General features: G+C 72.2%; 11 protein-coding genes. 8 read left to right on the top strand and 3 right to left on the bottom strand.

Annotation, left to right across the window (positions count from 1 at the left end):
- Positions 1-75 precede the first annotated feature (75 nt).
- Complete coding sequence (locus tag O7629_RS17555; protein WP_278170414.1) at positions 76-2,094, top strand: beta-galactosidase; 2,019 nt, start codon at positions 76-78, stop codon at positions 2,092-2,094.
- A 42-nt stretch (positions 2,095-2,136) separates the two neighbouring features.
- On the opposite strand, the gene O7629_RS17550 is transcribed toward O7629_RS17555, so the two are convergent.
- Positions 2,137-3,180, bottom strand: coding sequence for a LacI family DNA-binding transcriptional regulator (locus O7629_RS17550; RefSeq protein WP_278170413.1), 1,044 nt, complete (start codon positions 3,178-3,180; stop codon positions 2,137-2,139).
- A 154-nt stretch (positions 3,181-3,334) separates the two neighbouring features.
- Between O7629_RS17550 and O7629_RS17545 the strand changes: the two genes are divergently transcribed.
- From O7629_RS17545 to npdG, 5 genes are all read left to right on the top strand, one after another.
- Positions 3,335-4,093 carry an HAD family hydrolase gene (locus O7629_RS17545; protein WP_278170412.1) on the top strand — a complete coding sequence of 253 codons (759 nt, stop codon included), beginning with the start codon at positions 3,335-3,337 and terminating at the stop codon, positions 4,091-4,093.
- Between the two features lie 213 nt (positions 4,094-4,306).
- Complete coding sequence (locus O7629_RS17540) at positions 4,307-4,510, top strand: hypothetical protein (protein ID WP_123604862.1); 204 nt, start codon at positions 4,307-4,309, stop codon at positions 4,508-4,510.
- Positions 4,511-4,601: 91 nt separating this feature from the next.
- The gene (locus O7629_RS17535; protein ID WP_278170409.1) at positions 4,602-5,225 is read left to right on the top strand and encodes a hypothetical protein; all 624 of its coding nucleotides are present in this window, start codon (positions 4,602-4,604) and stop codon (positions 5,223-5,225) included.
- 101 nt (positions 5,226-5,326) lie between these two features.
- On the top strand, positions 5,327-6,802 hold the full coding sequence (locus tag O7629_RS17530; RefSeq protein WP_278170408.1) for an RNB domain-containing ribonuclease: 1,476 nt from the start codon (positions 5,327-5,329) through the stop codon (positions 6,800-6,802).
- 97 nt (positions 6,803-6,899) lie between these two features.
- On the top strand, positions 6,900-7,595 hold the full coding sequence (gene npdG, locus O7629_RS17525; RefSeq protein ID WP_278170406.1) for an NADPH-dependent F420 reductase: 696 nt from the start codon (positions 6,900-6,902) through the stop codon (positions 7,593-7,595).
- 59 nt (positions 7,596-7,654) lie between these two features.
- Here npdG and panB read toward each other — a convergent pair whose 3' ends face one another.
- Both panB and O7629_RS17515 read right to left on the bottom strand, forming a co-directional pair.
- Positions 7,655-8,557: a 3-methyl-2-oxobutanoate hydroxymethyltransferase gene (gene panB / locus O7629_RS17520; RefSeq protein WP_278170404.1), complete on the bottom strand. Its 903-nt coding sequence runs from the start codon at positions 8,555-8,557 to the stop codon at positions 7,655-7,657.
- Between the two features lie 130 nt (positions 8,558-8,687).
- A complete protein-coding gene (locus O7629_RS17515; protein WP_278170403.1) occupies positions 8,688-10,499 on the bottom strand; it encodes an NAD+ synthase in 1,812 nt (603 codons plus the stop codon).
- 340 nt (positions 10,500-10,839) lie between these two features.
- On the opposite strand from O7629_RS17515, the gene glnA reads away from it, so the two are divergent.
- Positions 10,840-12,192, top strand: coding sequence for a type I glutamate--ammonia ligase (gene glnA / locus O7629_RS17510; RefSeq protein ID WP_123602782.1), 1,353 nt, complete (start codon positions 10,840-10,842; stop codon positions 12,190-12,192).
- Between the two features lie 76 nt (positions 12,193-12,268).
- On the top strand, positions 12,269-12,694 hold the full coding sequence (locus O7629_RS17505; protein WP_278170402.1) for a DUF350 domain-containing protein: 426 nt from the start codon (positions 12,269-12,271) through the stop codon (positions 12,692-12,694).
- Positions 12,695-12,765: the final 71 nt, after the last annotated feature.

Raw genomic sequence — 12,765 nt, 5'->3', positions numbered from 1 at the left:
CCCGGCGCAGCCCGGCACCGCCGCGACGGCCGGTGCCGGGCCCACGCCCACCCCCTCAGGAGCGAGGAGACGTACGTGGCATTCGGTGGCGACTACCGCTGGCTGCGCTGGCCGGGCAACGGCGGCCCCCGGATCGGCTACGGTGCCGATTACAACCCCGAACAGTGGCCCCGGTCGGTCTGGGACGACGACGTGGCGGCCATGCGCGCCGCCGGGGTGAACATCGTCTCGCTGGCCATCTTCTCCTGGGCGCGGCTGCAGCCCGGCCCGGACGAGTTCGACTTCGCCTGGCTCGACGACGTGATGGACCTGCTGCACGCCAACGGGATCGCCGTCGACCTGGCCACCGCGACCGCTTCGCCGCCGCCGTGGCTGACCGCCGCGCACCCGCAGATCCTGCCGGTCGACCGGCGCGGCGCCACCGTCTGGCCCGGCGCCCGGCAACACTGGCGGCCCACCTCACCGATCTTCCGGGCGTACGCGTTGCGTCTGGTCCGGGCGATCGCCGAGCGCTACCGGGACCATCCGGCGTTGGCCGCCTGGCACGTCTCCAACGAACTCGGCTGCCACAACGTCTACGACTTCTCCGACGACGCCGCCGCCGCGTTCCGCGCCTGGCTGCGGGACCGCTACGGCGACATCGACACGCTCAACCACGCCTGGGGTACGGCGTTCTGGTCGCAGCGGTACACCGACTTCGCCCAGATCCTGCCGCCCCGGCAGGCCGCCTCCTACCCGAACCCGACCCAGCAGCTGGACTTCAAGCGGTTCTCCTCCGACGCGCTGCGCGCGCATCTGCGCGCCGAACGCGACCTGCTGCGCGAGGTCACCCCGGACGTACCGGTCACCACCAACTTCATGGTGATGGGGGAGTCGTCCGGGATGAACTACGCCGACTGGGCGAGTGAGGTCGACTTCGTCGCCAACGACCACTACGTGCACCCCGGACCGCAGGCCCTCGACGAACTGTCCTTCTCGGCGAACCTGACCGGCAACCTGGCCGGCGGGCGACCCTGGTTCCTGATGGAGCACTCCACCAGCGCCGTCAACTGGCAGCCGGTCAACCTGCCCAAACGTGCCGGGGAATTGGCCCGCGACTCGTTGACGCACGTGGCGCACGGCGCCGACGCGGTCTGCTTCTTCCAGTGGCGCCAGTCGGCGGCCGGCGCCGAGAAGTACCACTCGGCGATGCTGCCGCACGCCGGGGCCGACAGCGACCTGTTCCATTCGGTCGCCGCGCTCGGCCGTACGCTGTCCGACCTGGCCGGTGTCGCCGGCAGCCCGCGCACGCCGGCACCGGCGGCGATCCTGTTCGACTGGGAGTCTTGGTGGGCCTGCGAGCAGGACTCCCATCCGACGTCGCGGCTGCGCTACAAGCAGGAGGCGCTCGACTGGTACTCGGCGTTCCTCGCCCTCGGCATCCGGGCCGACGTGCTGCCGGTCGCCGCCGACCTCTCCGGGTATCGCCTGGTGGTCGCCCCGATCCTGCATCTGGTGCCGGCGGCGCTCGCCGGCCGGCTGAGGGAGCACGTCACCGCCGGCGGCCACCTGGTGACCACCTACTTCTCCGGGATCGTCGACGAGCACGACCACATCTGGCTCGGCGGCTACCCGGGGGCGCTGCGGGATCTGCTCGGCCTGCGGATCGAGGAGTTCGGCCCGCTGCCCGACGGCGCCCAGGTGCTGCTGGACACCGGCGCGACCGGCCAGCTGTGGACCGACCGTGTCACGGTGACCGATCCGCAGGTCGAGGTGCTGGCGTCCTACCGCACCGGCGAGTACGCCGGCCGGCCGGCGGTCACCCGCCGTACGGTCGGTGCCGGTTCCGCCGGCTACGTCTCCACCCGGCTCGGAGTGTCCGATCTGGCCGGTGTGCTGGCCAGCTTCGCGACGGCGGCCGGGGTGACCAGCGACCTGCCGGAGCGGCTGCGGGGCCGGGTCGAGTTGGCCGTCCGGGGCGAGCACTGGTTCCTGATCAACCGGACCGACGAGCCGGTGTCGTTGGCCGACGTTGCGGGCGTACCGCTGGTCGGGCCGGCCGAGACGCTGCCGCCCCGGGGGGTCTCGGTACGGGCGGTGCCGACGGCGCACTGACCGGCCGTGGGATCCGGTCAGCGTGCCGTCGGCACTGCTGGGTCAGCGTGCCGTCGGCGGGGCGGCGGTACTGGCCCGGACCACCAGGCGGGTCGGCACCAGGGTGGTGCCGGTCTGCGCGGTGCCGGTCCGGACCTGATGCAGCACCGCCTCCACGCAGCGCCGCCCGACCTCGGCGAAGTCCTGGTGGACGGTGGTCAGCGGCGGGATGAACGACCCGGCCTCGGCGATGTCGTCGAAGCCCACCACACTGACGTCACGCGGCACCACTCGGCCGCGTTCGTGCATGGCCCGCAGCACCCCGAGCGCCATCTGGTCGTTGGCGACGAAGATCGCGGTGCAGGCCGGTTCGTCGGCCAGTTCGAGGCCGGCCCGGTAGCCGGCCTCGGCCGACCAGTCGCCGCGGCGCAGCGCCGGCACCTCCCGGCCGGCCTGCGACAAGGTGGTACGCCAGGCGGTCGCCCGCCGCTCTGCGGCGTACGACTCCGGCGGTCCGGCGACGTGCCACACCGTACGGTGGCCGAGGTCGAGCAGGTGTCGGACGGCCTGCCGGGCACCGTCGGCCTGGTTGGTGTCGACCACCCGGTAGCGGTCACCGGCGTCCGAGTCGACCACGACGAGATGCACGTCGGGAGGCAGCAGCACGGTGCTGGCGTCGAGCAGGTGCACCTCCATGATCACGATGACCGCGTCGACCGCGAGTTCGCCGAGCCGGGTGAAGGCACCGAGCACCCGGTCCTGGGTGGGAGCGGCGACCGGGATCAGCGTGATCACGTAACCCTCGGCCGCGGCGTGGGTGGCGATCGCCTCCACGGTGTTGCTGTTGCCGGTGGTGGACAGGGTGAAGGTGATCACGCCGATGGTGCGGAACTCGCCGTACTTGAGTGCCCGGGCGGCGCTGTTGGGCCGGTAGCCGAGCTGCTGCATCGCGGCGACGACCTGCTCGCGGGTGCTGGGGATGACACCTGGGTGCCCGGTGGACACCCGGGAGACGGTCTGGGTGGAGACCCCGGCGAGCCGGGCCACGTCGGCCATCGACACCCGGCGTCGGCGACGCCCCGGCGGGTCGGGTGCGGTCGAGCTCATCGGGCGCCGAGACCTTCCTCTCCTGGCGTCGGCGACGCCCGGTGTCGGGGGTACGCCGGTAGCCGCGCTGACACTAGCAGTGCTCGCCGTGTTTGCGTAAACATGGCGAGTCCCAGGGTCGCCGGCGCGCCCAGCCACCGGGGATGATGGTCGGATGCTGCCCACCCCTCGCGCCCTGCTGCTCGATTTCGGCGGCGTCCTCGTCGACGCCCCGTCCATGTCACCGCGGCCGGTCCACCTGGTCGACCGGCTGTGCGGGCTGGTCGGCGACGCGTTGTCCGCCGAACGGATCACCCGGTCACTGGTCGACGGGCAACGCGAGTACGCCGCCTGGCGGGACCGGATCGGCGAGCAGGACCGCCCCCGGGAGTACGGCCACGAGCAGGTCTGGCGGGAGTTCATCACGACCGGCTGGCCGGCCCCGGCCCGCGACGCGGTGCTGCGCGAGGCGACCGCGTTGAGCTACGCGTGGACCCGGCGCGCGGACTGGACGGTACGCCCCGGTATCCGTGCCGCGTTGGACGTCGCCGCCGACGCCGGTCTGCCGCTGGCGATCGTCAGCAACACGTTGTGCGGTGCGGCCCACCGCGACTTCCTGGACGCCGTCGGTCTCGGTGACCGGTTCGCCGTGCAGATCTACAGCGACGAGGCCGGGGTGCGTAAGCCCAACCCTGAGGTCGCCTGGCTCGCGGCGCGGGCACTCGGCGTACCGGTTGCGGACTGCTGGTTCGTCGGAGACAGCCCGGCCCGGGACGTCCCGTGCGCCCGGCGGGCCGGTGCCGGTGCGGCGGTGCTGATGGTCTCGGCCCGCACCGGTCGGGAACGGGGCCAGCCCGACGGGGTGCCGGACGTGACCGTCGATGACGGCCACGGGCTGCGGCGGCTGATCGAGACAGCGTTCGCGACCGGTTGACCTGGCTCGGTTTCCGCGACGGCACCCGGTCCGCTCCGCCCAGGATGGACTCGACTCGACTCGCCTTGGCGCGGGGCGTTGCCGGCCTTTCGTATCGAGCCGTCAATTGCCGGCATGGGAGCCGGCTGCAATGGCGCTCGTCTATTATGGAAAAGCGGCGACATTTTGGGCGAAACGGTAGCGCTATGCCGTTTTTCCGTGCACAGTGTTCTCATGAGCGACAGCGGACCTGGTGGCGAGTACTTCTGGTGTCTTCGTCATCAGCGCGTGGAGTCCGGGGCGGACCTGTGTGCCGCCAAGTACCGGCTCGGTCCCTACACCTCGAAGGCCGAAGCTGAGCAGGCGCTGCAGCGCGTGTCGGAACGCAACGAGGAGTGGGAGACCGAGGACGCCCGCTGGACCGGGGAGCAGGGCTAGGCCGGTCCGGCCGTACGTGGGTCGGGGACCGGAGACTCCATTGTCTCCGTAGGGGACAAATCCATTGAAAGTCCGCAAGGAGGAAAAAGTCATGGTTGCTGGCACCAAAGCCGCGACCCGTCCCGCCACCCGGCGGGCGTCGAGCACCGCCACCACGAAGACGGCGGCGAAGAAGACGAGTACGGCGGCGAAGAAGACGTCCGCGCGGAAGACGTCCGCGACGGCGGCAAAGAAACCCGCTACGAAGAAGACCAGCCCGACGGCGCGCAAGACCAGCCCGACGGCGAAGAAGGCAGCGGCCAAGAAGACCAGCCCGGCGGCGCGCAGGACGACGGCCACGGCGCGCAAGACCACTCCAGCCAAGAAGGCGACGGCCACCGCCCGCAAGACCAGTCCGGCGGCGAAGACCAGCCCAGCGAGGAAGACCAGCCCGGCGAAGAAGACCGCGACCGCAGGCAAGAGCACGGCCGCGAAAACCACGGCGACGACGACCGCGACCAGGTCCACGCCGGCCAAGGGCACCACCGGCCGGGCCGGGAAGAAGGTCGCCGCCGCGACGAAGCGCACCGCCGGCCGGGTGCAGCGGGCCACCTCACCGAAGAACGCCACCCCCGCCCAGCGGGGTACCGCCAAGAAGGCGGCGGCCACCCGCAAGACCGCGAAGAAGACCACCAAGAAGGCCGGGACCCAGACCGCCCGCAAGGCCGGCCGCTGACCCGGGGCGCACACCGGCCACCGCATCTGCACACCGTGTCCGGCCGGCCGCCGACGCACCACCGGCGCGTCGGCGTGGCGGCCGGCTGCTAGGAATGATCCGTGCCGTTGCCACGCCTGACCGCGCCCCGGATCGACTTCGGCGCGTTGCGCCGCGAGCTGGAACTGCCCACCGCGTTCCCGCCCGCGGCGCAACGTGAGGCGGACGAGGCGGCGTCGCGCGTACCGCCGCCGGAGGCCGACCTCACCGACCTCACCGACATCCCGTTCGTCACCCTCGACCCGCCCGGGTCACGCGACCTGGACCAGGCGATGTGCCTGACCGACCGGCCCGGCGGCGGCTTCCGGATCCGGTACGCGATCGCCGACGTCGCCCGGTTCGTCGCCGACGGCGGCCCGCTGCAGGCCGAGACCTGGCGCCGTGGCCAGACCATCTACCTGCCCGACGGAACCATCCCGCTGCACCCACCCAGCCTCAGCGAGAACGCCGCCAGTCTGCTGCCCGACGCCGTCCGACCGGCCGTCGTGTGGACGCTCGACCTGGCCGCCGACGGCGCGCTGGTCGACACCCGGCTGGAACGCGCCCGGGTCCGCAGCCGGGCGCAGCTCGACTACCCGACCGTGCACGCCGCACTGACCGCCGGTCGGCTCGCCGAACTCGCCGAGCCGATCGCCCGGCTGCCGCGCATCGGCGGGCTGCTGAGCGCGCGGGCGGCGGCGCGGGGCGCGGTCGCGCTCCCGCTGCCCGACCAGGACGTCGAACCAGCCGGCGACGGCTGGCGACTGGTGCTGCGTCCACCGCTGCCGATCGAGGAGCACAACGCCCAGATCTCGCTGCTCACCGGGATGGCCGCCGCCGAGATCATGCTGCGGGCCGGCGTCGGTCTGCTGCGTACCATGCCGGCACCGCAACCGGCGGCGGTGACCCGGCTGCGGGCGGCGGCCCGTGCCCTGGGCGTCTGGTGGCCGCCGGGCGCGGCCGTCGGTGAGGTCACCGCCGGCGTCGACGCGGCACAGCCGCGCGGCGCCGCGTTCCTGGACCACGCCGCCGAGCTGCTGCGCGGTGCCCGGTACACCGCGTTCGCCGACGAGGCACCGGCAGAATCCGGCCACGGCGGGGTCGGTGCCCCGTACGCGCACGTCACCGCGCCGTTGCGGCGGCTGGCCGACCGGTACGCCACGGAGGTGTGCCTGGCGGTGACCGCTGGCCGGGAGGTACCGCCGCCGGTCGCCGAGGCGCTGCCCCGGCTGCCGGAGGTGATGGCCGGCACCGACCGGACCGCCAGCGCGGCGGCCCGCGCCGCGATCGACCTGACCGAGGCGGTGCTGCTGGCGAACCGGGTCGGTGCGGAGTTCGACGTCGCGGTGCTGGACGCCGACCCGGGCACCGCGAAGCGGGCGCCGCGCGGCACCGTCGCCCTCGACGAGCCGGCGGTGATCGCCCGCTGCACCGGCGCTCCACCGGTCGGCGAACGGGTCCGGGTCCGGCTGGTCACCGCCGACCCGGCCAGCCGGCGGGTGATCTTCCGGTACCCGGCCGACGAGCCCGGGCCGGTCCCCGCCGCGAGCAGCGGCTGACCGCAGGTCGGAGCAGGTGGTGGCCGGTGCGGAACCGGGTGGTGGTCGACGTCACGGTCCGGTCCCGTGCGGCCGTCTGGTGGGTGAGGATGAGCGGATGGGATATGACGCCAGCACACTGCCCGACGTCTCCGGCCTGACGGTCGGCATCATCGGCGGCACCGGCGACCAGGGACGGGGCCTGGCGTACCGGCTCGCCCGCGCCGGCCAGCCGGTCCGCATCGGGTCCCGCGACGGTGCCCGGGCCGCCGCCGCCGCCGAGGAGATCGCCGCGTTGCCCGGGGTCGCGGCCGGGGTGATCAGCGGCGACGGCAACGACGAGGTGGCCGGCGGGTCCGACCTGGTGATCGTCGCGGTGCCGTGGGAGGGTCACGAGGCGACCGTCGCCGCACTGCGCGGCCCGCTCGCCGGCAAGATCGTGGTCGACTGCGTGAACCCGCTCGGCTTCGACAAGCAGGGCCCGTACCCGTTGCCGGTGGCGCAGGGCAGCGCCGCGCAGCAGGCCGCGGCGCTGCTGCCCGACTCACGGGTCTGCGCCGCCTTCAACCACCTGAGCGCGCCGTTGCTGGCCGACCCGAAGATCGAGCGGATCGACCTGGACGTACTGATCTGCGCCGAGGACCGGGAGGCGGCGGCGGTCGTCGCCGCGCTCGCCGCGCGGATCCCGGACATGCGGGGAATCTACGCCGGCCGGCTGCGCAACGCGCACCAGATCGAGGCGTTCACCGCCAACCTGATCGCCATCAACCGCCGGTACAAGGCACATTCCGGGGTACGGGTCACCGATCTGTGAGATCGCCCGGTCCCGGGGGATCTTGCGATCCGCCGGGACCGGACGGTGACGGCGGTCGGTCAGAAGGTGTGTGCAGCGGTCGGGAACCGGCCGGCACGGACGTCGTCGGCGTACCGGCGGGTCGCGTCGGCGAGCATCCCGGCGAGGTCGGCGTAGGTCTTCACGAACCGTGGGGTCGGGCCGGACCGCATGCCGGACATGTCCTGCCAGACCAGCACCTGCGCGTCGGTCTCCGGGCCGGCGCCGATGCCGACCGTCGGCACCGGCAGGTCGTGGGTGATCCGCTTGGCGACCACCCCCGGCACCATCTCCAGCACCACGGCGAACGCGCCGGCCTCGGCGACCGCGTGGGCGTCGGCGATCACCTCGTCGGCGGCGTCGCCACGGCCCTGCACCCGGTAGCCGCCGATGGTGTGCTCCCGCTGCGGGGTGAAGCCGACGTGCGCCATCACCGGGATGCCGGCCCCGGTCAGCGCGGCGATCTGGTCGGCGACCCGCCGGCCGCCTTCGAGTTTGACCGCGCCGCAGCCGCCTTCCTTCATGAACCGTACGGCGGTCCGCAGCGCCTGCGTCGGCCCCTCCTCGTAGGAGCCGAACGGCAGGTCACCGACGACCAGGGCACCCCGGGTGGCCCGGACCACGGCCCGGACCAGCGGCAGCAGTTCGTCGACGGTGACCGGGACGGTGGTCTCGTGGCCGAACACGTTGTTCGCCGCGGAGTCGCCGACCAGCAGCACCGGTATACCGGCCTGGTCGAAGATCGCGGCGGTGTACTGGTCGTACGAGGTGAGCATGGCCCACCGTTCGCCGCGTTCCTTGGCGGCGATCAGATCCCGGGCGCGGACCCGGCGGCTGACCGGTCCGCCGTACAGTGCGACGGCCTCGGCCGGCGTGGCTGACTCGGCCGGCTCGGTGGGTGTGGCTGACTGGCTGGGCCCGGCGCCCGGCGTGGATCGGGACATCGTCGTCTCCTCTCACCCTCGTGGCCGCGGTCGCGGTCCCCGGGGTACGTCCCCGATGGTGCCACCGGCGGCACCGGCGCGGAGAGGCTTCAGTGCAGGAATTCACACCTCACCCGGGCACCCGGTGGTCTCATCCGTCGCCGGGCTCCCGCCACCGGTTGGTGATCGGCAGCCGTCGATCACGGCCGAACGCCTTGATCGATATCTTGGTGCCGGGCGCCGACTGCCGCCGCTTGTACTCGGCCAGGTCCACCATTCGCAGCACCCGGTCGACCAGCGCCGGATCGTGCCCGGCGGCGACCAGGTCGTCGCGGCCGGCATCGCCGTCGATGTAGCCGGTGAGCACCCCGTCGAGCAGTGCGTAGTCGGGCAGCGAGTCGGTGTCGAGCTGGCCGGGTCGCAGCTCCGCGCTGGGTGGCTTGGCGATCGAGTTTTCCGGGATCGGCGGCTCCTCGCCGCGCCGCACGGCGTCGTCGTTGCGCCACCGGGCCAGCGTCCACACCAGCGACTTCCAGACGTCCTTGATCGGGTTGAAGCCGCCGACCGAGTCGCCGTACAGGGTGGAGTAGCCGACCGCCAGTTCGCTCTTGTTGCCGGTGGTCAGCACCAGGTGGCCCTCCTGGTTGGACAGCGCCATCAGGATCACCCCGCGCACCCGGGCCTGCAGGTTCTCCACGGCCAGCCCGGAGAGCGAGATGTTGGCCAGGAACGGGTCGACCATCGGTTGGATCGGCTCGATCCGGTAGTCCAGGCCGGTCCGTTTGGCCAGCTCGGCGGCGTCGGACCGGGAGTGTTCGGAGGAGAACTGACTGGGCAGCGAGACGCCGACGACCCGGTCCGGGCCGAGCGCGTCCACCGCGATCGCGGCCACCACCGCCGAGTCGATCCCGCCGGACAGCCCCAGCACCACCGAGGAGAAGCCGTTCTTGCGGACGTAGTCGCGCAGCCCGAGCACCAGCGCCGACCAGATCTCCGCCTCGGCCGGCAGCGGCTCGGCGACCCCGCCGCTGACCGGCCCGCCCGTCGGGTCGGCCGACCGGTCACCGACCACCACCCGGTCGACGGTCATCCGGTCCGGGCCGTCCGGGGTCTCCGGGGTGGCCGTCGCGTCGGCGGCTTCCGGGGTCGCGGCGGGGTCCTGCGCCGGGGCGTCCGCGTCCGGCAGCGTCAGGTCGTGCAGCAGCAGATGCTCGACGAACTGCGGCGCGCGGGCCAGCAGCGTGCCGTCTGCGGCGACGATCATCGAGTCGCCGTCGAAGACCAGCTCGTCCTGCCCGCCGACCAGGTTGACGTACGCCACGGTGGCACCGGCCTCGGCGGCCCGCCGCCGCACCAGTGGCAGCCGGGCGTCGTCCTTGTCCAACTCGTACGGCGACCCGTTGACCGTGACGACCAGGCCGACGCCGGCGCGGCGGGCGGCGGTGAACGGCCCGCCGGCCTGCCACAGGTCCTCGCAGATGGTCAACGCCACGTCGACCCCGCCGACGCGTACGACGGTCAACGCGGTGCCCGGCACGAAGTAGCGGTCCTCGTCGAAGACGCCGTAGTTGGGCAGGTGGTGTTTGAAGTAGGTGGCCGCCACGGTGCCGCCGTGCAACACGGCGAGGGCGTTGCGCGGACCCCGGCCCGGGTCGGCCTCGGCGCTGATCGCGGCCGGCCCGTCGGCGTCGAGGTAGCCGACCAGCACAGGTACGTCGCCGAACCCGTCGGCGGCCAGGTCGGCGGCGAGTTGCCCGACGCCGGACCGGGCGGCGGCGACGAACGACTCCCGGAACACCAGGTCCTCCACCGGGTAGCCGGTGAGCATCATCTCCGGGAACACGACCAGTTGCCCGCCGGCGTCCACCGCCGTACGGGTGTAGTCGCGGACCAGCCGGGCGTTGCCCGGTAGATCGCCAACGGTGGGGTTGACCTGGGCGAGGGCGATGCGCAGCGTCGGCATGTCGCTATCTTCCCCCAGCGCGACCCCGACCAACCCGCCGGTCGCCGACGCCTCGCGGCGGGGACCGGTCAGGTGACTGTGCGGACATGCTCCGGTGTGCTCCGGTGATCGTGGTCTAATATCCCCTTCGTGATGGTTGGTAGTAAAGTGCCGGAATGGTGTGGACTGTCGGCTAGCCCCGCCAGGTGCGCGACCGGAGCGGTCCCGTAACGTCGGTGTAACGAGGTCGGTAAAGACTGGGCAGCTCAGGTGGGAGCCGATAGCACCTGGTCCTGCGCTGGAGGGCAGCAGCGCGGAGAATGGAACCGGTCCGGGCAGACCAGTGTCACGAGGGGTAGACGTGGACCGTCAGCAGGAGTTCGTGCTCCGTACTCTGGAAGAGCGCGACATCCGTTTCGTTCGGTTGTGGTTCACCGACGTGCTCGGCACGCTCAAGAGCGTCTCGGTCGCGCCGGCTGAGCTTGAGGCAGCATTCGAAGAAGGCATCGGCTTCGATGGCTCCGCCATCGAAGGGTTCGCCCGGGTCTTCGAGTCCGACATGGTCGCCATGCCGGATCCCACCACATTTCAGGTTTTCCCGTTCGAGGGCGGCGTCAGCGGCGAGAGCGCCCGGATGTTCTGCGACATCCTGCTGCCCGACGGTACGCCGTCCTGGGCCGATCCCCGGCACGTGCTGCGCCGGGCGTTGTCCCGGGCCGCGGACAAGGGCTTCACCTTCTACACCCATCCCGAGATCGAGTTCTTCCTGCTGGAGAACAGCCCGGCCGACGGGTCCACCCCGGTGCCGGTCGACTCCGGCGGCTACTTCGACCACACCACCCACGCGGTGGCCCGTGACTTCCGCCGCCAGGCGGTGCTCGCCCTGGAGCGGATCGGCATCTCGGTCGAGTTCAGCCACCACGAGGTGGCCCCCGGTCAGCAGGAGATCGACCTGCGCTACGCCGACGCGTTGACCACCGCCGACAACATCATGACCTTCCGGCACGTGGTCAAGGAGGTCGCCCTGTCGCACGGCGTCGCGGCGACCTTCATGCCCAAGCCCTTCACCGACCAGCCGGGCAGCGGGATGCACACCCACCTGTCGCTGTTCGAGGGCGAGCGCAACGCCTTCCACGACGCCGGTGACCCGATGAAGATCTCCAAGGTCGCCAAGGCGTTCATCGCCGGGCTCCTGGTGCACGCCCGCGAGTACACCGCGGTCACCAACCAGTGGGTCAACTCCTACAAGCGGCTGTTCCCGCAGGCGCTGCCGGACCGGATCACCGAGTCCCCGGCGTACGTGTGCTGGGGGCACCTGAACCGGTCCGCGCTGGTGCGGGTCCCCGCGTACGGCAAGCCGAACTCGGCCCGGGTCGAGGTCCGCTCGCTGGACTCGGCGACCAACCCGTACCTGGCTTTCGCGGTGATGCTCGGCGCCGGTCTCAAGGGCATCGAGGAGGGCTACGAGCTGCCGCCGGGCTCCGAGGACGACGTGTCGGCGCTGTCCGCCGCCGAGCGCAAGGCGATGGGGTACGAGTCGCTGCCGGAGAACCTCTCCGAGGCCATCGAGGTGATGGCCAGCTCGGAGCTGATCGCCGAGGTGCTCGGTGAGCACGTCTTCGACTTCTTCCTGCGCAACAAGCGCTCCGAGTGGGAGCAGTACCGCCGCGAGGTCACCCCGTACGAGCGTCGCCGCTACCTCGGCGCGCTCTGAGCGGGCTGGCGCCGCCACGCTATCGTCCCTCCCGACACTCGCCGCCCCCGCGGCGACCCGATCGGGAGGAACGTGCGTGCTGGAGGATCTGCTCACCGGAGCTTGGCAGAGCATCGTCTTCGGAGCGGTCGGCGTCGCTCTGATGGCGGCCGGCTTCGTGGTGGTCGACTGGCTCACCCCTGGGAAGTTGCGCGAGCTGATCTGGGTGCAGCGCAACGGCAACGCGGCGCTGCTGCTCGCCGCCAACCAGCTCGGCGTCGCCGGCATCGTCTTCACCGCGATCCTGACGAGCTACCCGTCGTTCACCAAAGGGCTCGCCTCGACGATCCTCTTCGGACTGATCGGGCTCGGCATCATGGCGTTGGCCTTCGCCGTGCTCGACTGGCTGACCCCCGGCCGGCTCGGCGCGGTGATCTGCTCCGACGAGCCGCACCCCGCCGCCCGGGTCAGCGCCGCGTCGCACTTCGGCGCCGCCCTGATCGTCTGCGCCTGCATCGCCTGAGCCGGCTCGTCGTCCCCGGCCGCCGCCGGCCCGGGTACCGCTACCGGCCGGCGCGAAGACGATCCTGGCGC

This window comes from Solwaraspora sp. WMMD792 (genome assembly GCF_029626105.1).
In the GTDB taxonomy this organism is placed as follows: domain Bacteria; phylum Actinomycetota; class Actinomycetes; order Mycobacteriales; family Micromonosporaceae; genus Micromonospora_E.
This window is presented reverse-complemented; position numbering and strand designations above follow the sequence as displayed.